The organism is Sphingopyxis sp. DBS4 (genome assembly GCF_024628865.1).
Lineage (GTDB): Bacteria > Pseudomonadota > Alphaproteobacteria > Sphingomonadales > Sphingomonadaceae > Sphingopyxis.
In genome coordinates, this window is the sequence record NZ_CP102384.1 from 2277272 (window position 1) to 2299262 (window position 21991).

Genomic DNA, 21991 nt, shown 5'->3' on the forward strand with positions numbered 1-21991 from the left:
CCGGCTGATAGCGCCCGCGATCGCGCCCCTATCGCCCGATCGGGCCAATCACCGTGCGGGTCAGGCCATTGCCGCCGCCGCATCTGGCCAGAAGCGGCTCTGGCCTGTAAGATAGGCTTAGCCAACATATGTGGGAATTGGGCCATGAAGCACAGCATCGACATCCTGCGGACGGCGCGGCCGGTGATGGCGCTGCAGGACGAATATCCCGCGGGATATATCGATCCGATGCACAGCCACGATCATATCCAGATCCTCTATGCCTCGACCGGCGTCATGTCGGTGCGGACCCCCGAAACCAGCTTCGTCATCCCCCCGCAGCGCGCGATCTGGCTTCCCGCCGGAATGAAGCACGAGGTCGCGTGCCGCGGCCCGGTTTCGCTGCGGACGCTCTATCTGCCGAACAGTGCCAGCGACCGCGACCGCATATGCCGCGTGTTCGAAGTGTCGAACCTCGTGAAATCGCTGATTCTCGAGGTTGTGGATTTCCCCCCGCTCTACGACATCGGCGGGCGCGAGGGACGCATCGTCGAGCTGCTGCTCGACGAGATCGCGCGGATGCCCAACGCCCCCTATCAGGTATCGATGCCGACCGACCCGCGCCTCCTGCGCGTCTGCAACGCCATCCTGTCCGATCCCGCCGACCCGCGCGACATCGACGACTGGGCGCGGCTCGCCGCGATGGGACGCCGGACCTTCACGCGCAGCTTCAAGCAGGAAACGGGAATGGGCCTTGCGGTGTGGCGCCAGCAGGTGCGGCTGATGGAGGCGCTGTCGATGCTCGCCGCGGGCGCCTCGATCACCCGCGTCACCTATGACGTCGGCTACGACAGCCCCAGCGGTTTCGCCGCGATGTTCCGCCGCGCCTTCGGCGTTCCACCGAGCCAGTATCTGAAGCAATAGCGCCCTTTCCCCGCAATAGCGCCCGTTCCCGACGATATTCCGCCCGTTCGCTGGCGCCGGCCAGGGCGGGCCGCATAATCTTCGCTTCCGCAATCCCTGCGGGAGAGAAAGACAATGAGCGAGGCACCATCGGGCAAGGCGCCATCGCGGCGCAAGTCGGTCGAGGCGATCCGGCGCGAATGCGAAACGGCGGCGATGCACCGGACGCTGGGGCCGTTCCAGCTCGTCATGATCGGGATCGGCTGCATCGTCGGGGCGGGCGTCTTCGTCATGACCGGGACGGCGGCCTCGCACCATGCCGGGCCGGCGGTCGCGCTGTCCTTCGTCATCGCCGCCTTCGCCTGTCTGCTCGTCTGCCTCTGCTATGCCGAACTGGCGTCGGTCCTGCCCGCCTCGGGCGCCTCCTATTCCTATGCCTATGCGGTGCTCGGCCAGGGGTTCGCGTGGGGGCTGGGATGGATGCTGATGCTCGAATTCGGCCTCGCCGGATCGGCGCTCGCCGTCGGCTTCTCGGGCTATTTCACCAGCCTGCTCGGCGATTTCGGCCTGACCATTCCCAAGGCGGCCGCGACGCCGTGGCTGCTGGCCGTCGCGGGCCCCGACGGGCTGTCCTTCGCAGTCAGCGGCGGTCTCAACCTCGTCGCGGTGGCGGCGCTTGTCGCCGCCATGCTCGTGGTGATCCGCGGCGTCGCCCATTCGGCGGCGATCAACGCGCTGCTCGTCGTCGTCAAGATCGGGGTGCTGACCGGGTTCGTGATCGTCGGCGCACGCCACATCGATGCGGCAAACCTCACGCCCTTCATCCCCGTCAATGAAGGCGGATTCCGCTTCGGGATCGAGGGCGTGTTCCGCGCCGCGTCGATCCTCTTCTTCTCCTATCTCGGTTTCGAGGCGGTGGCCGCGGCGGCGGCCGAGGCGCGCCGGCCGCAACGCGACGTCCCGATCGGCATCGTCGGCGCGCTGATCGCCAGCACCCTGCTCTATGTCGCGGTCGCGCTGACGCTGACCGGCATCGTCTCCTATCGCGCGCTCGACGTTCCCGATCCGATCGCGATCGCGGTGAACGCGATCGGCATGCCGGTCTTCGCGGTGGTCATCAAGGTGGGGGCGCTCGCCGGCCTCGGCTCGGTCCTGCTGGTCAACACCTATGCGCAGTCGCGCATCTGTCACGCCATCGCCCGCGACGGGCTGTTGCCCCCGGCGCTCGCCCGGCTGCATCCGCGCTATCGCACCCCGGTCGCCGCGACGATCTCGGTCGCGATGATTTCGGCCGTGGCCGCCGCGGTCCTGCCGATATCGCTGCTCGCCGACCTCGTCAGCCTCGGCACCCTGTGCGTCTTCATGACCGTCGCGATCGCGGTGATCGTGCTGCGCAACAGCCATCCCGACCTGCCGCGGCCCTTTCGCGTTCCCTTCGGCGGCATTCGCCTGCGCGGGCGATGGATCGGGACGGTACCGGTGCTCGCCCTGCTCTCGTGCGTCCTGATGGGCGCCCCGGTGCTGACCGACATCGCGTTGAAAGCGGCCTCCGGCGAGTGGATTCCCGCGGCGATATTGGGAAGCTATATCGCCGCGGGCGCCGCGCTCTATCTTCTCTATGGTCGCCCGCGCACGGCGGGAGGCGCTCCCCTGGATGTTTGAAGCGCCGCGACGTCGCGGCTGCGGATCGCGTCGCCGAACAGCGCGGCGGTCACCGTCGCGGCGTGGCGCGCGTCGTCGATTAGCCCCGACCAGTTGAGGAAGCTGTGGCTGAGCGAGGCATAGTTGAGATAGGTCACGCTGACCCCGTCCCGCTCGAGCCGCCGCGCCAGTTCGCGCCCCTGATCGCGCAGCGGGTCGAAGCCCGCGGTCGCGACGATCGTCGCGGGCATCCCCGCGAGTGATTTTTCGGCAAGCACCCAGCTTCCGGGCGCGCTGTGCGTCGCCGGATCGGGAAAGGCGAGCCGGATCGCTGCCTTCACGAACGGAATGTCCAGGTCGTAGCCGGTCCCGAAAAGCCGGTACGACGGGTCGCCCTGATCGAGCGTGACCGCCGGATAATAGAGAAGCTGATAGGCGGGAACCGGGCGCCCCGCCGCGCGCTGGCGCAGCGAGGTGACGAGCGCGAGATGACCGCCCGCGCTGTCGCCCCCGACGCCGACCCGCGCCGCATCGCCGCCCCATTCGGCGGCATGGTCGCGCGCCCAGAGGAAGGCGTCCTCGGCATCGTCCTGCGGCGCCGGAAAGGGATGCTCGGGCGCGAGGCGATAGTCGACCGAGACGACGATGCTGTCCGCCTCGTTGGCGATCAGCCGCGCGACGCGGTCCATCGCGGTGATGCTGCCGAACAGGAAGCCGCCGCCATGATAATAGACGAGCACGGGGAGCGGCCCGTCGCGGGTCGTCACCGGGCGATAGACGCGCACCGGGATCGGGCCGCCACGACCCGGCACGACGGCGTCGCGAACCGATGCCATGTCGGCGGTAAGCGCGGTGTGGATCCGCCATTCGCGATCGACCGATGCGCGAATCTTCGCCCGCTTTTCCGGCGTGTCGAAGGCCGCGAGCAGGTCGGCTTCGCTATCCGCGCCGCGCTCTCGGCTCCTTTCCGCCAGAAACTGGGTTTTCGGATTGAGGAGCTGGCCGTCGATCCGCTCGCGCGGGCCGCGAAGTTGCGCCGCAAACCAGGCGTCGGGTTTCAACCCGAGCGCGATCTCGGCCTTTTCGGGCGCGGTGAGTTCGATGTCGGTCGGCGACAGCAGTGCCTCGGGCGCGGGAGCGGGTCCGTTCGCGGTGAGCATCAAAGCCGACAAGGCAGCAAAAAGCGGGCGTTTCATCCTGTCCTCTCCCTGTTCAAAATGATGCGCTGAGTTCGACGCCCCAAGTGCGCGGCGGCGCATAGGTGCGGGTGCGGGTGCCGAAGAAGTCTTTGCCGTAGTTGAAGATCGCCTGCGCATCGAACAGGTTGCGCGCCCAGAGCGCGACCTCCCAGCCGCGGTCCGCGCGGCCGAGCGCGATGCGCGCGTTGACGAAATCGGTCGCGGGCACGCGGTCGTAGGGGATGGTCATCCCGCCGATGGCGATGGTGCGGTCGTTGCCGATGTCGGTATAATAGGCGCTGCGGTGCGTATGGTCGGCGTGCAGCGCGAGTTGCAGCTCGGACCCGAGCGGCAGCCGGTAATCGGCGCCGATCTGGCTCTGGAATTTCGACGCGCCGGGCATGCGCTTGCCCGAGGCGTCGCCGCCGCCCGCCCCGCCGCCGGGGAAGCTGGTGAAGATCGTGTCCTGATAGCCCGCGCCCAGCGTGAAATCGAGCCGGTCGCTCGCGCGGAGCGACGCCTCGAACTCGACGCCGCGACTGCGCACCTTCGACGCGTTGCCGATCACGATCGCGGTCACCCCGTCGCCCATGTCCTGAAACTGGTCGACCTGATAATCGTCGAAGCGCGTGTCGAAAGCGGTCAGGCTGAAGCGCAGGCTGCGATCGAACAGGTCGCCCTTGACCCCGCCCTCGAACGACGAAACGCTCTCCTTCGCGAATTCGAGCGAGCCGGGAAATATCTCGGCGCCGACGAAGTCGAGATTGTAGCCGCCGCTCTTGTAGCCCTGGGCGTAGCGCGCGAAGACGTTGAGCCGCGGCATCAACTCATAGGTCAATGTCACCGTCGGCGAGAAATCATGGTCGCTGCGCTTGTCCTGAAAGCGCCCGGTCGCGAGGCCGAGCGGGAAGGCGCTGCCGTCGATGCTGTAATCGACGCGCTTTTCTTCCCACGACCAGCGAAAGCCGAGGCCGAGGGTCAGGCGGTCGATGAGCTCATATTCGGCATTGCCATAGAGCGCGACGTTGCGGGTGCGCAATTCGCCCGTCGTCGGCAGTTCGGCGCCGGGCGCGACGCCGAGCAGCGGGCCGAGCGAGCCGGCGCGCGCCGCGCGCGCGGTCCGCGCGTCCTGCTGATAGAGATAGAGGCCGAAAACATAGTCGAGCGGCCCGCCCTTGCCCGACAATAGCTGAAATTCCTGCGTCCATTGGCGATAGCGGTCGGAGAAATCGACCGTCAGGAAATCGGCGGGCGAATAGTCGAGGTCGTTCTCGCTCGCGAACTTTGTCGAGCGCCACGCGGTGATCGAGCGCAAGGTCGGCCCGTCGTCGATCGCATAGGAAAGCTCGAGCGCGGCGCCATAGACATCGCGCCGGTCGATATTGCGCGCGTCGAGATCGACCTTGCGCGGCTGCTCATAGAGCGGCGACAGCGCGGTTCCGAACGTGTCGGTGATCGCATTGCCATATTCGGCGATTTCGCGCGCGCGCAGCCCGTCGGCGGTCAGCCGGACGCTGAACTGCGGCGTCGCGTCCCACCGAAGCTGTCCGCGCCACGAGGTGACGTTGCGGGTGCCGACCGTGCTGTCGTCGAAGACATTGGTCGTGAAGCCGTCGCGCTTCGACCGATTGACCGAGAAACTGACCGCGGCGGTATCCGATACGGGAAGATTGAGCCGCGCGGTCGCCTGCCGCTCGTCATAATTGCCGATACGGACGCTGACATGGGCCTCGGTGTCGAAGCTCGGCGGGCGCGAGATCAGGTTGATCGCCCCCGCGACGGTGTTCTTGCCGAACAGCGCGCCCTGCGGCCCCCGCAGCACCTCGACGCGTTCGAGGTCGACCAGTTCCTGGTTCAGCGCCGGCGACTGCCCCAGATAGACGCCGTCGAGATAGACGCCGACGCGCGCGTCGAAGCCGATGTTGCGGCTGCTGGCGCCGACGCCGCGGATGATGATCGTCGAGCCGAGCGAGGTCGACGAATTGATCTGAAGATTGGGAACGTGCGTCGCGAGGTCGGAGACATTCTGGACGCTGAGGTTGCGGATCGTCTCGCTGTCGACCGACGCGACCGAGCTCGGCACGTCGATCAGCCGCTGTTCGCGCCGCTGCGCGGTGACGATGATGTCGCCCGAATGATCGCTCGCCGAATCGGCCCCCTCGGCATCCTGCGCCACCGCGGGCTGGGCGATGCACAGCATCGCGCCCGAAGCCATCCACGCAAGTCGCTGGTTCAAATTGATATTTTTCACGCCCTTCTTCTCCCTCATCCGCCCGGTTGCCGGATCGGCTCCGAGTCATTACCGAAACATTATTCGGTTTCTGTTTTTGATGCAAGATTGACTGGGCGGGAACGGGACGACACTCTGGCCGGCAAGGGAGGACCATGTGGCAAAGCGCGCGACATCCGCGAAATCGATCAGGCAACGCAAGCAGCCGACGCAGGCGCGCGGGCGGCAGAGCATCGCCGACATCATCGACGCGACCGAGCGTGTCCTGCGGCGCGACGGTCCCGCGCATATCACCACGCCCGCGATCGCGGCCGAGGCGGGCGTGTCGATCGGCGCCATCTATCATTATTATCCGAACAAGGAATCGATCATCCTCGCCCTCTACGAGGGCAAGCTTGCCGGTATCCGGGCGATGGTCGAAACGCCGATCGAACCCGTCGCCGGCGACTGGCGCGAAGGCGTCCGGCGCTGGATTCACGACGTCAAGGCGCGCGAAGCGGCATCGGGCTACGATCTGGTGATGGAGGAAGCCGCCGATTATTTCCCGGCCCTCAAGGATATCGCGCGCAGCCATGCGGCCGGACAGGCCCGCACGCTGGCGAGGCATTTGCGCACGCTGGGTTCGCCATGGCCCGACGATGCCCTGTTCGACCTCGCGCTGCATGCCTTCTTCCTGAATTCCAGCCTGTGGCTCTACTGGTCGCATGCCGGCGCGCCGCTGCCGCAGGGAATCGACCGGCTGGCGGAGGTGGTGGCGGCCATCTTTTCCCCGGCGCTCGACGGCGCCCTCCCCCCTCCCCGCCCCTACGCAAAACCGAAACAATCCGGCGCGGCAGCGACGCCATAAGGTCGGCGCAGCCGGTTTCGCATTCCCGCCCGGTCACCACCGGGGCCCCGATTTCCCTTGCTTCCCATCGGCAAACCATCCATTTACAGTCTAAACTGACCGTAAGTGGAGAATATATGGAACGTCGTGACTTTCTGGGCATGGCCGGCAGCGCGGCAGGGGCGGTGCTGATGGCCGGACCGGCGACGGCCGCACCCGGCAAAGGGCGCGCCGGGTTCCTTTGGGGCACGGCCGGCGCCGCTTATCAGGTCGAGGGCGCGAACGTCGCCAGCGATTTGTGGGTCATGGAGCATGTCGTGCCGCCGATTTTCGCGGACAAGTCGGGCGACGCCTGCGACGTCTATCACCGCTTCGACGAAGACATCGCGCTGTCGGCCTCGCTCGGCTTCAACACCCATCGCTTCGGCATCGAATGGGCGCGGATCGAGCCCGAGCGCGGGCAGATTTCCGAAGCGGCGCTCGCCTATTACCGGCGCGTTCTCGAAGCCTGCGAACGCCGCAAGATGAAGGCGGTCGTCACGCTCAGCCATTTCACCGTCCCGCGCTGGGTCGCCGCGAGCGGGGGCTTTGCCGATCCCGCCAACGTCGAGGCGTTCGCCGCCCATTGCGCGCGTGTCGTCCAGCATATGGGCGACAGGATTCATCTCGCGATCACCTTCAACGAACCCAATCTCGCGACCGTGGTCCGCTGGAGCGGGCTGTCCGAACAATACCGCCCCTATATCGAGGCTGCGCAGAAAGCAGCGGGTGTCGCGCAAAATGCCCCGAACTGGTCGAGCCCGATGCTCGCGGGCGACCGCCAATATGACGGCATCGTCGCGGCTCACACGCAGGCGATTACGGCAATGCGTGCCGCCGGGGCCGCTTTCCCCATCGGCTTGTCGCTGGCCATTCCCGCCGACACCGCCGCCGGTGGCGACGACCGCGGCCTGAAGCGCAAACAGGCCGAGATGCTCGACCGCTGGCTCGCCGCGCCGGGCGATTTCGTCGGCATCCAGACCTATACCGGCGGCGAAGTCGGGCCCGATGCCGACGTTCCGCCCGCGCCGGGCATCGAGGTCACGCAAATGGGCTATGCCTTCACCCCGGGCGCCATCGAGGGCGCGATCCGGCTGGTCGCGGGCCGCACCGACCGCCCGCTCTACGTGACGGAGAATGGCGTCGCGACCGAGGACGACCGGCGCCGCATCGCCTATATCGAAGGCGCCGTGGCGGGGGTCGAACGCTGCCTTGCCGACGGCATCGACCTGCGCGGCTATATCCACTGGTCGCTGCTCGACAATTGGGAATGGGTTGCCGGCTATCGGCCGAAATTCGGCCTGGTAGCGGTCGAGCCCGGGACGTTCCGCCGTATTCCGAAACCCTCGGCGCGCTTCCTCGGCGCCATCGCCAAACGCGGCGGGCTCGCCTGATCGACGGGGGGCAGGCACCGGCGCGACGCCGGTGCCTGCCCCCGCTATCGGGCGGCGGCGTCCACCAGCGCGCTGACCCCCGGCCCGATCTTCACGATCAGGTCGGCGGCGGGCTGCGGGCGCAGGAAGGAATCGAACGGCCGCCACGAGGCCGCTTCCTCCGCTTCCAGTCGCGCCAGCAGGTCCTTCGCCTTTTGCGCCTGCGCGGCGGGCAACGGCTTCCCCGCCTCCAACGCGTCGAGCGCCTCGAGACCCGTCGTCGCCGCCGCTGCGATCGAAGCGGCGGTCGGACGCGCCGGCTCCAGCATCGGGTTGCCGGCCGCGAGCGCCGTGAAGCGCGCTTCCAGATTCCGCCAATCGCTGAGCTGCGCGCGCAGCGGCGCACCGAGCGCGCGCTCGCCGCCGACATAGCGCTTCGCCTCCTCTGCAAACCGCCGCGCGACCAGGCTGTCGACGGGCGCCGCGTCGGCAAGGGCGTTCAAGGGCTGGACGATACGCTGGCCCGCGAGCATCGCCTTGATGCGATGATCGTGCGCCATGTTGCGGACCGGCCCGGTGATCGCCAGCAGACCGGCCACCGCGCCATCGTCGTCGGGCGCGATCCGGGCGGCGATCCGCTGCCGGGTCGCCCGATCGTCGAGCCCGCTGACCGTGAGCTGCGCCGACACGACCGCGAGCCGCCGGTACATGTCGGCGGTATCGGTCGTGCTGGCCGGCGACCAGAATCGCTCGGCCAGCGCGGCGGCGCGCGGCCACAGATGATGGTCGATCAGCTCGTCGGTCGCGATCTCGCCCCACAGCGGCGCCTCGGCCCCGATCAGCCATTTTTCCTGCTCGGCCGACAGCGGCGCGCGCGGAAAATCGACCAGCGCGTCAGTGACGACATTCGCGAGCAGCGGAGAGAGTCCGCGCAGCGCCTTGGCATGGTCGGGCGTCAGCCCGGCCGCGGCGGTCGCCGCGGGATCGATGCCATAATGATAATCGGCGGGCATCAGCAGGTTGAGGTAATAGCCCGCCGACACGATCGTCCGCTGCCCCTTCGCGGTCGCGTCCGCCATCGCGTTCGACGCCTGCCAGGCCTGGACGATGCTGTCCTTGGGGAGTCCCGCGTCCGACACTTCCTCCCATCCGATGACCGTCTTGCCGAGCCGGCGCACGATAGCCGCCGCGCGGCGCAGGAAATAGGCCTCGACCGCCTTGCTGTCGGCCAGATTTTCGCGCGCCATCAGCGCCTTCACATCCTCCGCATCGGCCCAGACCGTCCGGGAAACCTCGTCGCCGCCGATATGGAAATGCGGGTCGGGAAACAGCGGCGCCATCTCGCCGAACAGGCGTTCCAGAAAGCGGTAGGTTTCCTCCGATGCCGGGTTGAGCGCGACCTCGGGCTGGCCAAGGAACATCGTCTTCGAAACGGTGCCGACCTCGGGATAGGCGGTGACGAATGCGCGGCTGTGGCCGGGGACGTCGAATTCGGGAACGATGCGGATACCGCGATCGGCCGCATAGGCAACGAGGTCGCGAATCTCCGATTGCCGGTAAAATTCACCGTCGGCGTTGAGCCTCGGATAGCGCCGGCTTTCGACGCGAAAACCCTGATCGTCCGACAGGTGGAGGTGAAGCGTATTGAACTTCAGCCGCTCCATCGCGTCGATCTGCCGCTTGATCGTCGCAACCGACAGGAAATGCCGCGCGGGGTCGAGCATCACCCCGCGCCAGGCAAAGCGCGGCGCGTCGGCGATCGACTGATGCGCAATGGCGATGCCCGAGGGCGAAAGCCCCGCGAGTTGCCGCAGGGTCGCATAGGCGCGCAGCACGCCGGTGGGGCCGTCGGCATCGATGACGACGCCCCCGCTCTCCACGGTCAGGCGATAGGCTTCGCCGCGATCGGCGCCGTCCTGCGCCGACCGGCAGGTCGCGCGCACCGGCACCGGCTTCGCGGGATCGAGGATCAGCCCCGTCTGCCGCAGCACGTCGCTGCCGAGCCGGGCGGCGGCGCGATCGAGCACCGCCGCATCGCCGCACCCCTGCCATTCGGCTTTCAGCGGCCCTTCCACCCGCAGCACCCCGGTGCCGTTCGGAACCACCGCCACCGGCAGCGGCATCAGCGCGGGCGCCGCATGACAGGGGACGGCGACCAGCGCGGCGGCCAGCGCTCCAAAATATCTCATCCCCGCATTCCCCTTTGTTCGATCAGTTCGCGGCTTCGGCCTGCGCCTCGGTCACATCGAGGCGCGCTTTCCACGGATCGGCCTTGACCACCGCCCGCCCGTCGGCCTGAAAGTCCAGCAGCGGGTCGGCGGCTGCGGTAACTGGCGTCCACGACGGCAGGCCGGCGCCATTGGGGTCGCCGGTGCGGGCGAAATTCACCCAATAACGATGCATCGTGGACGCGACCTCCGCATCGGTCGCACTCACCTTGTCGCCCAGCAGCGCGCCCAGCGTGTCGAACGTATAGACGACCTCGCTTGAATGTTCGGCGCCCTTGGTCGGCTTGCCGCGCTGCGCTTCGGCGACGTAGGAAAAGCGAAACAGCCAGGCGGGCTTGCCGTTCGCCGCGACCGTGCGCGCGACGAGCCGCGCGGGCTCGATCATCGTCCGGTCGCGGCCGATCATGCCGTTGATGTCATCGAGCGTCGCGGTGCCGGCGGGATCATAGGCGGCGCGCGCTTCGTCGGCACGCGGCCCGAACGCCGCAAAGGCCGCATCCTTCGACGTCGCGCGATTGAGGCCGAGGTCGGCCTCGTCCGATCCGACGATCACCGGCAGCGGCGGGGCGACTTTCAGTGCTTCGGCGGGCTGTGCGGTGACGATACGGCCATCGACGATCGGCCCCGAAAAGCGGCTCCGCTCGCCCAGGAACACCATGCCGAGCGCGGTCAGATTGCCCGCGATCTTTTCGGCGGGCAGCGCGCGCAGCCGTTCGAGCGCCGCCGCGTCATCGCCCGCGATGCCGACGCTCGCCGCGAAGGCAACCCCGATCTTCTCGGCCGAAGGATGCGCCTCGCTGTCCGCCGACAGCATCTGCGCGCCGAGCAATTGGGTGCGCCCGCCGCCCGACTGCGCGATCACCCGCCGGAACAGGCCCTGCGCGAGCGGGGAGGCCGCCAACGCGAGCACCGACTCGCCGCCCGCCGATGCCCCCATGATCGTCACATTGTCCGGGTCGCCGCCGAACGCGGCAATATTGCGCTGCACCCATTGCAGCGCCGCGATCTGGTCGAGATAGCCGTAATTGCCCTTCGGCTCATCGGGCCGTTCGGCGGACAGCGCCGGGTGCGCGAAAAAGCCGAAGCGCCCCAGCCGGTAATTCGGCGCGACGAAGACCACGCCGTCGCGCGCGAAGGCAGCGCCCGAGGCCTCGGCCGGAACATTCGACCCCGACACGAAGGCACCGCCATGGATCCAGACGATCACCGGCCGCTTTCCGGTCACCGCGCCGGCCGGACGCCAGACGTTCAGATAAAGGCAGTCTTCCGAGGGCTCGAACGCCGGATCGGCCGCCGGTCGCATACAGTCATGCCCGAACCGCGTCGCCGCGCGCACGCCTTGCCAGGGGGCCACGGGCTGTGGCGGCCGCCAGCGCAGGTCGCCGACCGGCGGCGCGGCAAACGGCACCCCCTTGAAGACCTCGGCGCCCTCCTCCGCCGCGCCGCTTACCCGGCCTTCGGCGGTCGCAACCTCCTGCGCCGTGACGGGCTGCGCGGTTGCCGCGAACAGCAAGGCCGCGATCGACAGGCGCCGCACGGGTCAGCGCGCCCGGTCTTCGGCGGCGGCGGTCAGGACCGCGCTGCCGGTCAGCATCGGCTCGCCCGCCGATTTGCCGACGAAGAAGCGATAGTCGCCCTGCGGCCGCGTCCAACGCCCGGCGGCGGCGTCATAGGACAGAAGCAGCCAGGGATCGGCGTCGATCGTCACGACGCGGCTTTCGCCGGGCTTGAGGCTGACCTTTGCCCAGCCCGCCAATCGATGCGTACGACCCGGCGCCGCGACATAGAGCTGCGCGACCTCGGTCCCTTCGCGCGTCCCTGTATTGGTGATACGCGCCGTGACACTCAGCGCCTTGCCGCCGCGAGACTCAAGGCCGCCATAATCGAAACTGGTGTAGGTCAGCCCGTAACCAAAGGGAAAGAGCGGCTTCGCGCCGGTTCGCTCGAACCAGCGATAGCCGATGTCGCTCCCCTCGACATAGTCGATCGGGAAGGGATCATATTGAACCCCGATCCCCAGCGGCCGCTGCTTTGCCGGATCGTAACCGACGACCGTCTTGTGCGGAAGCTGCTCGGCGCTGGCCGGAAAGCTGATCGGCAGCCGTCCCTGCGGCGCGCTTTTCCCGGTCAGGATCGCCGCCATCGCTTCGCCGCCGCGCTGGCCCGAGAACCAGGCTTCGAGCACCCCGCCGACCTTGTCCAGCCACGGCATGGCAACCGGATTGCCCGTCTGAAGAACAACGACCGTCCGGGGATTGGCGGTGGCGACGGCATCGATCATCGCATCCTGTCCATCGGGGAGCGAGAAATCGGCGTGGTCGATACCCTCCATCTCGGGCTTGACCGCATAGATGACGACCAGCTCGGCCTTCTTCGCCGCTTCGGCCGCGCGCGCCGCGTCGCTGCCGTCGTCGAAGCTGATCGGAGTGCCCGGCAACGCGGCCTCGAGCGCCTTCAGCGGCGAGGAGAGCCCATAGCTCGGCGCGAGCAGCGCCGACAGCGGATTGGCGCCGGGCGCGTCGCGATAGACGCCGCCCCACGGGATGACCTGCGACGATCCGCCGCCGATCGGCACGCCCTTGTCGGCGTGGCGGCCGATGACGACGATCGATTTCGCCGTCGCCGCGAGCGGAAGGATGCCGTCGTTCTTGAGCAGGACCATCCCCGCCTCGGCCATCGCCTGCGCCCGCGCGCTATGCGCTTCGCGGTCGATCGCGCCGCCGGGCACCGCGCGATGATCGAGCGCCCCGACCCGCGCCATCGAGCGGACGATGCGCAGCGCCATGTCGCGCACCCGCGCCGCTTCGACCTGACCCGCTTTCACGGCGGCGGGGAGGTCCGCGAAATAATCCTTGTCCTGCGGCGACTGCTGGTCGAGCCCCGCCGCGATCGACGGCGCAAGGCTGTGCACAGCGCCCCAGTCGGACATGACCCAGCCCGGATAGGCCCAGTCGCCCTTCAGCACATCGCGCATCAGATGGGCATTCTCGCACGCATAGGTGCCGCCCACCTTGTTATAGGCGCACATGACCGATGCGGGCCGGCCGCGCTTGATGCCGATCTCGAAGGCCAGCAGATCGGATTCGCGCAGCGCCGCTTCGTCGATCCGCGCATCATAGACGAAGCGCCCGCTCTCCTGCGGGTTCAGCGTGAAATGCTTGATCGTCGAGGCGACGTGGCGGTCCTGTATCCCGGCGATCTGTTCGCCGACGAGCACTCCCGCGAGCAGCGGATCCTCGCCAAGATATTCGAAGTTGCGCCCGTTCCGCAGTTCGCGCGCCAGATTGACGCCGCCGGCGAGCATCACGTTGATGCCCTTTGCAAAGGCTTCGGCGCCGATCAGCCGCCCCGCCTCGCGCGCCATCGCGGGATCGAAGGTCGCCGCGAGCGACAGCGTCGCGGGCAGCGCCGTCGATTCCTGCCCGGGACGCAGATAGCCGATATCGGCAACCCCCAGGCTCGCATCGCCGAGATGGAGCGCCGGGAAGCCGACACGCTCGACCGCGGGCACGAAACCGGCGGTGCCGATCGCGCCCTCGGGCTTCGGCTGCCGCATCGCTTCGGGAATGAAGGGCGGCAGCGGAATGCCGAGGTCGAGCAGGCTGCCGCCCGACACCGATTTGGTCAGCGACATCTGCTCGTCGAGCGTCATCGCATCGACGATCGCCACGGCGCGATCGTCCGCCGCTTTTTCCTGCTGCTTGGTCATTCCGTCCGCCTGTTTGGCCGTCACCGGCGTGGCAATAATCGTGGCAACCGCCATGATGGCGGTGGACATGGCGCGTCCCATTTCCCTCTCCTGTTATGTGGTTTTTTCCGGCTCTACCGACAGGACGCCGGTCTGGAGGCCCGCCTCCATCAATCGCTTGAGCACCTTCACCGAATCGCGGATGCTGCCCGGTGCGGGGGCCAGAACCTGCGCGACCGACAGGCCGCGAATGGCCCAGACGACGAGCCGCATCAGCGCCATCGCGCCGCGCGCATCCCCCGGTGCGGCAAGGTGCGTGAAATCCAGCGCTTCGCGTTCGATCCGCGCCTGGACCGGCGCAAGCTTCTCGCAAAGCTGGGGGTCGCTGCGCGAACCCTGCAATATCTCAAGCACCGCGACGCCCGACGGCCGGCTCAGAACCTCCCACGCCATGTCGGGATAGGCGAGCAGCCGCTGCTGCGGATCGTCGATGTCTTTCAGATAGTCGCGATAGTGCCGCACTTCCTGCTCGAAGACCGCCTCGACCACAAAGGTCATCAAATCGGCCTTGGTCGGAAACTGGTGGAGCATCGCCCCCCGGCTGACACCCGCCTTTTCGGCGACCAGCATCGTCGACGCCGCCGCATAGCCATGCGCGTGCAGCGCATCGATCGCCGCCGTCAGCAACGCGTCCCGCGTGCCTGCGCTTCTTTCCGCCTGTGTCCGTCGGCGCACTTTCTCGGCCATCCATCCACTCCACACTTACAAGCAGTATTGACCGTAACATATGTGCGCCATAGGATCATGACAAGCATAAAGGAGCACGCGATGATCGAACGCCGTCACTTTCTTGCCGCCGCCGCGGCCGCCGCGATGCTTCCCCGGGGCGTCGTTGCGGCTTCGCCCAGGCCGGTCATCGGGGTCCAGCTCTACATGGCGCGCGAGCTGCTCGCGAAGGATTTCGAGGCCACGCTGGCCGCCATTGCCGAAACCGGCGTCCGCCATGTCGAATTCGCGGGCTTCTACGACCGGGACGCCGCCGCCATTCGCAGGACGCTGGCCGACAATGGCCTCGTCGCGGTCGGCGCCCATGCGCTGCGCGCCGACATGGACGATGCGGAGATCGACCGGCTGATCGCGCAATGCGCCGGGATCGGCATGGATTATGCCGTCGCGCCGGTGCCGCTCGTTCCGGCCTACCGGGCGCTGGTCGGCAAGTCCGACAACCCTTTTCGCGACGCGATCGCCGCGCTGACGCGCGATGACTTCCTGCGCACCGCCGACCGCTTCAACGCCATCGGCGGCAAGGTCCAGAGCGCCGGAATGCGCTTCGCCTACCACACCCACGGCCTCGACTTCCTGCGCTTCGACGGACGCTATGCGTTCGACGACATGATCGAACGCTGCGACCCCGCGTTCGTCGATTTCGAGCTCGACGTCGGCAACACCATTGCTGCTGGAGTCGATCCGCTCCCCTATCTCCAACGCCTCGGCCGCCGCGCGAGCCTCGCGCATCTCAAGGATTGGCGCGGCCCGATCGAGCCGGCCGTCGACCGCATTCCGCCGACCGCGCCGATCGGCGAAGGCGTCGTCGACTTCGCGGCCGTGGTGCGGGCGATGACCGCAGCGGGCGTTCGCTATGCCTTCATCGAGGAAGAGGAGACGCCGGCGGACCGGGTGATCGCCGCCATCGGTTCGGCCTATCGCCACCTCGGCCGCCTATGACGCCGCCGACGCCAGCGCGCGCTCGGCGACCGGGCGCATGACGGCATAGCCGGCGGCGTTCGGGTGAACGCCGTCTTCGGAATGCGCTTTTGCCAGCCCCTGCCCGCCGTCATCGAGCGCGGCATGATAGTCGGCGAAGACCAGCTTCTTTTCCGTGGCGAGCGCCCGAAGCCGTTCGTTCAGCGCCGTAATCGCTTCGACCGGCGCGATGTCGGGCCGCCAGTCGAAACGCCGCGCGGGCAGCACCGAGCCCAGCACGACCTCGATCCCGTGCGCTTCGGCCAGGTCGATCATCGTGCGGATATTCGCCTCGATCCGGTCGAGCGACGTCGGCCCGCCGTTCCCGGCAATGTCGTTGGTGCCCGCCATGATATGGACGACGCGCGGCTTCAGATCGATCACATCGGCGCGAAAGCGCGCGAGCATCTGGGTGGTCGTCTGGCCGCTGATCCCGCGATCGATGCGGTCGCCGGTGAAGAAGTCCGGCTGTTCGCGCAGCCATAATTCGGTGATCGAATCGCCGAGGAAGACGGTCCGGTTCGGGGTCGCGGGCGGCAGATCGCGATTCGCGGCGGCGTAACGGCACTCGCCCGCAAAGTCGGCGAGCAGCAAATCCTGCTGCCATTTCGTATAGATAGCCATGCCCTCCTCCGAACGCGGCGGCAGCGGCTCGCCCGCCGCGAGCGCGGCCTGCGCACGCGCCAGATAATCGGCGACGATCGCGGGCATCGGCGGCAAGGCCGCGCACGGATCGGCCAGGACGCCGACCGCAGGCACGGGCCCCGCGGCCGCAAGCGGGGTCGAAGCCAGAACCAACGGCATGAAAACAAAAGATTTCATGAAACATTCCTCCCCATATCACCGCATCATCCTATCATCCGGGCAACAACTTACAAGCGGTCTTGACTGCTTTTATCTTACAGGCCTATCAAGCGGCATCGGCGCCGCGAGCGCCTTGTTGGGGAGGTTATCATGGTTCGATTTGGCGCGCGGCGCATTTGGCTCGCTTCGGTTGCGGCGGTCGCGCTGCCTGCGACACCTTTATGGGCGCAGGACGCGAAGCCCGGCGCGGCGCCCACCGGCGACGAGATCATCGTCACCGCGACGCGGCGCGAGGAGCGATTGCAGGACGTCCCGCTGTCGGTGACCGCGGTTTCGGGGGAAAGCCTGGCGCAGTCGGGACTGAAGGAAGTCAGCGACATCCAGTATCTCGCCCCGAACATCACCTTCTCCGCGACCAATCCCGTGTCGAACGGCGGCGGCTACCAGATCCGCGGCGTCGGCACCCAGACCTATGACAGCGGCGTCGAACAGACCGTCGGCCTGGTGATCGACGGGGTCGTCATCGGCCTGTCGCGCGACCCCGGCTCGACCGGCTTTGCCGACATCGAACGCATCGAAGTGCTGCGCGGCCCGCAGGGTACGCTGTTCGGTAAGAATTCGAGCGCCGGGGTGATCCAGGTCGTCACGAAAAAGCCGCGCATGGACGACGCCTCCTTTTCGCTCGATCTCAAATATGGCGAGCGGAACGACCGCGTCGTGCAGGCCAGCGCCAATATTCCGCTCGGCCAGACGATCGCCCTGCGCCTGTCGGGGTACAGCAACGGACAGGACGGCGCGATTCCCTATGTGCTGACGCCGGGGCGCGCGGTGGGCGACCGCCGCAACAACGGCATCCGCGCCAAGCTGCTCTGGGAACCGTCGGACAATCTCTCCTTCCTCCTGTCGGGCGAATATCAGACCGCGTTCGCGCGCGACGGCCAGATCATCCAGTCGCTCGGAACCAGCGCCCTGTTCAATTCGCAATTTGCCGGCTTTGCCGAAAAGCCGGGTCCGAACGTCTATAAAAGCTATATGGATGGCGACTGGACCGCGGACACTTCGCTCTACGCGGGTTCGCTCGAGATCAACGCCGGCATCGGCGATCACACGCTGACCTCGATCACCGCCTACCGCAAGCTCAAGACGCTCCAGCTCTCCGACATCGACGCCTCGCCCGCGAACGTCTTCAACAACAGCGACGGCGGCGTCGACAGCCACCAGTTCACGCAGGAGCTTCGCCTCACCTCGCCCGGCGGCCAGCGCCTCGAATATGTGCTCGGCCTCTATTATTACCAGACCGAGAACGGCGGCTACGCGACCCAATATGGCAATTATTACGGCCTGTTCGGGGTGCCTGTCGTGGTCGGCGGCGGCCGCCGCGACGCGACGAACAAGGTGCGCAGTCTCGCCGCCTTCGGCAATGTCACTTTCGCGCTGACCGACGCCGTCAAGCTGATCGGCGGACTACGCTACACCAACGACCGGAACCACGGGACGCTCGTCGTGTCGAAGCTGCCCTTCCCGGCCTACGCGCTCAGCACCCTGCCCGATTATGACGGCACGGTGAAGGCCGACAATGTGTCGGGCAAGGTCGGCGTGCAGTTCGAACCCAGCCGCGACCTGATGCTCTATGCAACCTGGTCGACGGGCTTCAAGGGCCCGGCGATCGACGGCACGGCGGGCATCATTCGCGAGGTCCGCCCCGAAACGGTGAAGAGCTGGGAAATCGGCCTCAAGAGCAGCTTTCTCGACGGGAAAGGCACTTTCAACATCGCCGCCTATTGGTCGAACTATCGCAATTTCCAGGCCCAGACCTTCGACATCACGATCACCCCGCCGGCCTTCTATCTGTCGAACGCCGGGCTGCTGCGCGCGCGCGGCATCGAGGTCGAAACGGGGTTTCGCGTGACCCCGGCGCTGCGCCTCTCGGCCAGCGGATCATATAATGACGCGACGTTCCGCGACTATGACGGGCAATGCTATCCGGGCCAGCCGATGTCGCCGGTGGTCGGCGAGGGCTGCTACGTCCTTCCCGGCACGACGACGACCGTCGCCAATTATCGCGGTTTCCGCCTGCCCAACGCGCCGAAATGGTCGTATATCCTGCGCGCGGATTACAAGCAGGCGATCGGCGGCGACATGGCGATCGACGCCGCGGTCAATTGGGCGTGGCGCACGAAGACCCAGGCCGTGATCGGCGATCCGAAAGCCGAAATCCCCTCCTATGGCCTGCTCAACGGCACCATCGGATTCGGCGCGGCGGACGGCAGCTGGCGGGTCGGCCTCTATGCGCGCAACCTGCTCGATAAGCGCTTCTACGCGCCCTATGCCGCGGGCGTGATCAATCCCGACGGCTATTCCAAGATCGTCATGCCCGAAGCGTTCAGAACCATCGGCGGCACGCTGAGCTTCCGCATCTAGGGTTCGATCAACTCATTCGCCTCTCTTGAATCGTCATCCCGGCCTTCGCCGGGATGACGAACGATAAAATCCTGCCATGGGGTGGCATTCGTCCGGCAAGGCTGCCACTGGGTTCGTCTTTCGCGGGAAGGACGAACGCAGACGATGACGCTAACCCACCCGTCCCCCATCTGGCACCCTTTCACCCAGCACGGCCTCGGCGAGCCGATCCCGCTGATCGCCCGCGGCGAGGGCGCGCGGCTCTACGGCACCGACGGCCGATACTGGATCGACGCCATCTCGAGCTGGTGGGTCACTACCCATGGCCACGCCCACCCGCGCATCATGGCCGCGATCCGCGACCAGTCGGAAAAGCTCGACCAGCTCATCTTCGCGGGCTGGACCCACGAACCCGCCGAAACCCTCGCCGCCGAACTGATCCGCATCACCCCCGATCCGCTCACCCGCGTCTTCTTTTCGGACTCGGGCTCGACCAGCGTCGAGGTCGCGCTCAAGATGGCGCTCGGCTATTGGTTCAACATCGGCGAGGACCGCAGCCGCATCCTGGTGATGGAGCACAGCTATCACGGCGACACGATCGGCGCGATGTCGGTCGGCGAGCGCGGCGTCTACAACCGCGCGTGGCAGCCCTTGCTGTTCGACGTCGGCACCATCCCCTTCCCGCACGAGGGGCAGGAGCAGGCGGCCTTCGATGCGCTCGAAGCCGCTTGTGCACAGAAACCCGCCGCCTTCATCGTCGAACCCTTGATCCTCGGCGCCGGGGGCATGCTGATCTATCCCGCGTGGGTGCTCGCCGAAATGCGCGCGATCTGCGCGCGCCACGGCGTCCTCTTCATCGCCGACGAGGTGATGACCGGCTGGGGCCGCACCGGCACGCGCTTCGCCTGCGATCAGGCGGGGGTGATCCCCGATATCGTCTGCCTGTCGAAGGGGCTGACCGGCGGCGCGATCCCGCTCGCGGTGACCTTGTGCAGCGAGCCGATCTTCGCCGCGCATCTCTCGACCGACCGCGCGAAGACCTTCTATCATTCGAGCAGCTACACCGCAAACCCGATCGCCTGCGCCGCCGCGGTCGCCAATCTCGACATCTGGCGCGACGAGCCGGTCCAGCAACGCATCGACGCCCTCGCCGACGCGCAGGCCGCGCACCTCGGCATGCTCGCCTCCGACCCGCGCGTCGCCAGTCCCCGCCGCCTCGGCACCATCGCCGCCTTCGACATCGTCGCTCCCGATTCGGGCTATCTCTCGGCCCTCGCTCCCCGCCTGATCGCCCATTACCGCGACCGCGGCGTCCTCCTCCGCCCGCTCGGCAACACCGTCTACGTCATGCCCCCCTATGGCATCGTGCCCGATGAACTGGCGCAGGTGTGGGGGGCGATCGCGACATCGCTCGACGATCTCCGATAGCGCTGCCCCCATTTTCTTTCGTCACCCCGGACTTGATCCGGGGTCCCGCTACCCGGATATGCCAAGCACCGAAAAAGCGGGATTCCGGGTCAAGCCCGGAATGACGAAGCGGGAATGTCTACCGATGCCCCCAATTCGGCTGAGGTTCATCTTCGCGGCCTATACCGGCCCGCAGGGGATGGTCGTCAGGGAATGCACGCGATGAAAAGACCCACCCCGTTTTGGCTTCTCCTCCTCGCTCTCGCCGCGCCGGCGCACGCGCAGGACGAGGATCTGGCCCAGACCGGCTCTCCTCCCGAACGCGTGTCGGTTCTCTATACCTATGGCAACGAACCCTGCCCCGAACCGAAGGAGGACGAGATCGTCGTCTGCGCGCAGCAGCCCGAATCCGACCGCTATCGCGTCCCCAAGGCGCTGCGCCACAAGGAAGAGGATACTTCGGTCGGCGGCGGCTCCTGGGCTTCGGCGGTCGAGGGCAATAGCTACGGGGCCGCCGCGGCGAGCCGCCCGAACAGTTGCTCGCCAGTCGGCAGCTACGGCTACACCGGCTGCACCGCCGCCGCGCTCCGCCAATGGTTCGCCGAACGCCGCGCGATGGGCGCCGCGAAAAACGGCGCCGCCGCCGCACAGAATTGACGCTGCCCCTGTCATTCGCCTAGCCTGCGCCTCCCCCAAGACAGGAGGTTCCCCCATGCGCCGCTTCGCTCCCCTCGCCGCTATCCTGCTCGCCGCGATCGCGGTGCCCGCCGTCATCGCCCAGCCGCCCGCGAGCGCGCCCGGCGCCCCAGACCGGAGCCGCGTCACCGCGGGCACCTATGCCGCCGATCCCAACCACACGATGGTCGTCTGGAAACTCGATCACCTCGGCTTCAGCAACTACACCGGCATTTTCGGCGACGTCACCGGCACGCTCGTCCTCGATCCCGCCAAGCCCGCGGCGGCCAAGGTCGACGTGACGATCCCGATCGCCAAGGTCACCACCGCGAGCGCGGGCCTCACCGCCCACCTGCTCCGCCCCGGCAAGGACGGCGCCAAGCCCGATTTCTTCGGCCCCGCCCCCGCCGACGCCCGCTTCGTCTCGACCCGCGTCGTCCTCGATGACGACGGCGACGAGGCAAAGGTCACCGGCGACCTCACCCTCAACGGCATCACCCGCCCGGTGACGCTCGACGTCGATTTCCACGGCGCCGGCGCGATGGGCGGCAAGCAGACCGTCGGCTTCGAAGCCGAAGCGACGATCCGCCGCAGCGACTTCGGCCTCGGCTTCGGCGTCCCGATGGTCGGCGACGAAGTCGAACTCGAAATCCACGCGGCATTCGAGAAACAATAAGGCCACAAACCTCTCGTCATTCCCGCGCAAGCGGGAACCCAGCGAGCGAACGGTGCATCTGGGTTCCCGCTTTCGCGGGAATGATGAGGGTGGATGTCGCACCCATCCCACGAAATTTCCGCACCTCCCCCTTGCATCGCAGGGCATTTTGCATCATGGGGTCGGCCATGCGCGGCAACGCCCTTCTTCTTCTGCGACTTA

16 protein-coding genes are annotated in these 21991 nt (G+C 67.4%); 9 read left to right on the plus strand and 7 right to left on the minus strand.

The features are described 5' to 3' along the window. The first annotated feature begins 144 nt into the window (after positions 1-144). Together NP825_RS10850 and NP825_RS10855 are read left to right on the plus strand one after the other, a co-directional pair. Positions 145-903, plus strand: a complete 759-nt coding sequence (locus tag NP825_RS10850; protein WP_257543273.1) for a helix-turn-helix domain-containing protein — start codon at positions 145-147, stop codon at positions 901-903. A 114-nt stretch (positions 904-1017) separates the two neighbouring features. Further along, positions 1018-2544, plus strand: coding sequence for an amino acid permease (locus tag NP825_RS10855; protein ID WP_257543275.1), 1527 nt, complete (start codon positions 1018-1020; stop codon positions 2542-2544). On the opposite strand, the gene NP825_RS10860 is transcribed toward NP825_RS10855, so the two are convergent. Both NP825_RS10860 and NP825_RS10865 read right to left on the minus strand, forming a co-directional pair. Next, a complete protein-coding gene (locus tag NP825_RS10860; protein WP_257543278.1) occupies positions 2499-3719 on the minus strand; it encodes an alpha/beta hydrolase in 1221 nt (406 codons plus the stop codon). The genes NP825_RS10855 and NP825_RS10860 overlap by 46 nt on opposite strands. Before the next feature lie 16 nt (positions 3720-3735). Then, entirely contained in the window at positions 3736-5952 is a 2217-nt protein-coding gene (locus NP825_RS10865; RefSeq protein ID WP_257543280.1) for a TonB-dependent receptor, read from the minus strand. A gap of 136 nt (positions 5953-6088) precedes the next feature. On the opposite strand from NP825_RS10865, the gene NP825_RS10870 reads away from it, so the two are divergent. Both NP825_RS10870 and NP825_RS10875 read left to right on the plus strand, forming a co-directional pair. Next, the gene (locus tag NP825_RS10870) at positions 6089-6778 is read left to right on the plus strand and encodes a TetR/AcrR family transcriptional regulator (protein ID WP_257543282.1); all 690 of its coding nucleotides are present in this window, start codon (positions 6089-6091) and stop codon (positions 6776-6778) included. 116 nt (positions 6779-6894) lie between these two features. Beyond that, positions 6895-8190 (plus strand): glycoside hydrolase family 1 protein, encoded by a 1296-nt coding sequence (locus NP825_RS10875; RefSeq protein ID WP_257543284.1) that lies wholly within the window; start codon positions 6895-6897, stop codon positions 8188-8190. A 44-nt stretch (positions 8191-8234) separates the two neighbouring features. On the opposite strand, the gene NP825_RS10880 is transcribed toward NP825_RS10875, so the two are convergent. Genes NP825_RS10880 through NP825_RS10895 form a run of 4 tightly spaced genes read right to left on the minus strand, consistent with a single transcriptional unit; the run spans position 8235 to position 14832 of the window. Next, entirely contained in the window at positions 8235-10358 is a 2124-nt protein-coding gene (locus NP825_RS10880; RefSeq protein ID WP_257543286.1) for a beta-N-acetylhexosaminidase, read from the minus strand. 22 nt (positions 10359-10380) lie between these two features. Next, on the minus strand, positions 10381-11934 hold the full coding sequence (locus NP825_RS10885; RefSeq protein WP_257543288.1) for a carboxylesterase/lipase family protein: 1554 nt from the start codon (positions 11932-11934) through the stop codon (positions 10381-10383). A gap of 3 nt (positions 11935-11937) precedes the next feature. After that, positions 11938-14175: a glycoside hydrolase family 3 protein gene (locus NP825_RS10890; protein ID WP_257543291.1), complete on the minus strand. Its 2238-nt coding sequence runs from the start codon at positions 14173-14175 to the stop codon at positions 11938-11940. Positions 14176-14199: 24 nt separating this feature from the next. Then, positions 14200-14832 (minus strand): TetR/AcrR family transcriptional regulator, encoded by a 633-nt coding sequence (locus NP825_RS10895; RefSeq protein ID WP_257543293.1) that lies wholly within the window; start codon positions 14830-14832, stop codon positions 14200-14202. A gap of 81 nt (positions 14833-14913) precedes the next feature. Between NP825_RS10895 and NP825_RS10900 the strand changes: the two genes are divergently transcribed. Further along, positions 14914-15810, plus strand: a complete 897-nt coding sequence (locus NP825_RS10900; RefSeq protein WP_257543295.1) for a sugar phosphate isomerase/epimerase — start codon at positions 14914-14916, stop codon at positions 15808-15810. Here the strand turns inward: NP825_RS10900 and NP825_RS10905 are convergent. After that, the gene (locus NP825_RS10905; protein WP_257543297.1) at positions 15805-16650 is read right to left on the minus strand and encodes an SGNH/GDSL hydrolase family protein; all 846 of its coding nucleotides are present in this window, start codon (positions 16648-16650) and stop codon (positions 15805-15807) included. The genes NP825_RS10900 and NP825_RS10905 overlap by 6 nt on opposite strands. Before the next feature lie 132 nt (positions 16651-16782). Between NP825_RS10905 and NP825_RS10910 the strand changes: the two genes are divergently transcribed. The 4 genes from NP825_RS10910 (at position 16783) to NP825_RS10925 (ending at position 21790) form a co-directional block, all read left to right on the plus strand. After that, the gene (locus NP825_RS10910) at positions 16783-19053 is read left to right on the plus strand and encodes a TonB-dependent receptor (protein WP_257543298.1); all 2271 of its coding nucleotides are present in this window, start codon (positions 16783-16785) and stop codon (positions 19051-19053) included. 144 nt (positions 19054-19197) lie between these two features. Then, positions 19198-20460, plus strand: a complete 1263-nt coding sequence (locus NP825_RS10915; RefSeq protein ID WP_257543299.1) for an adenosylmethionine--8-amino-7-oxononanoate transaminase — start codon at positions 19198-19200, stop codon at positions 20458-20460. A gap of 201 nt (positions 20461-20661) precedes the next feature. Next, a complete protein-coding gene (locus tag NP825_RS10920; protein WP_257543300.1) occupies positions 20662-21096 on the plus strand; it encodes a hypothetical protein in 435 nt (144 codons plus the stop codon). Between the two features lie 55 nt (positions 21097-21151). After that, positions 21152-21790: a YceI family protein gene (locus tag NP825_RS10925; protein ID WP_257543301.1), complete on the plus strand. Its 639-nt coding sequence runs from the start codon at positions 21152-21154 to the stop codon at positions 21788-21790. The last annotated feature ends 201 nt before the right edge of the window (positions 21791-21991 follow it).

Coding starts and splice junctions, on each gene's coding strand:
- NP825_RS10905 (WP_257543297.1), bottom strand. CDS start 16,650: ATGAAATCTTTTGTTTTCATGCCGTTGGTTCTGGCTTCGACCCCGCTT.
- NP825_RS10920 (WP_257543300.1), top strand. CDS start 20,662: ATGAAAAGACCCACCCCGTTTTGGCTTCTCCTCCTCGCTCTCGCCGCG.
- NP825_RS10880 (WP_257543286.1), bottom strand. CDS start 10,358: ATGAGATATTTTGGAGCGCTGGCCGCCGCGCTGGTCGCCGTCCCCTGT.
- NP825_RS10890 (WP_257543291.1), bottom strand. CDS start 14,175: ATGTCCACCGCCATCATGGCGGTTGCCACGATTATTGCCACGCCGGTG.
- NP825_RS10910 (WP_257543298.1), top strand. CDS start 16,783: ATGGTTCGATTTGGCGCGCGGCGCATTTGGCTCGCTTCGGTTGCGGCG.
- NP825_RS10895 (WP_257543293.1), bottom strand. CDS start 14,832: ATGGCCGAGAAAGTGCGCCGACGGACACAGGCGGAAAGAAGCGCAGGC.
- NP825_RS10875 (WP_257543284.1), top strand. CDS start 6,895: ATGGAACGTCGTGACTTTCTGGGCATGGCCGGCAGCGCGGCAGGGGCG.
- NP825_RS10850 (WP_257543273.1), top strand. CDS start 145: ATGAAGCACAGCATCGACATCCTGCGGACGGCGCGGCCGGTGATGGCG.
- NP825_RS10860 (WP_257543278.1), bottom strand. CDS start 3,719: ATGAAACGCCCGCTTTTTGCTGCCTTGTCGGCTTTGATGCTCACCGCG.
- NP825_RS10925 (WP_257543301.1), top strand. CDS start 21,152: ATGCGCCGCTTCGCTCCCCTCGCCGCTATCCTGCTCGCCGCGATCGCG.
- NP825_RS10900 (WP_257543295.1), top strand. CDS start 14,914: ATGATCGAACGCCGTCACTTTCTTGCCGCCGCCGCGGCCGCCGCGATG.
- NP825_RS10915 (WP_257543299.1), top strand. CDS start 19,198: ATGACGCTAACCCACCCGTCCCCCATCTGGCACCCTTTCACCCAGCAC.
- NP825_RS10855 (WP_257543275.1), top strand. CDS start 1,018: ATGAGCGAGGCACCATCGGGCAAGGCGCCATCGCGGCGCAAGTCGGTC.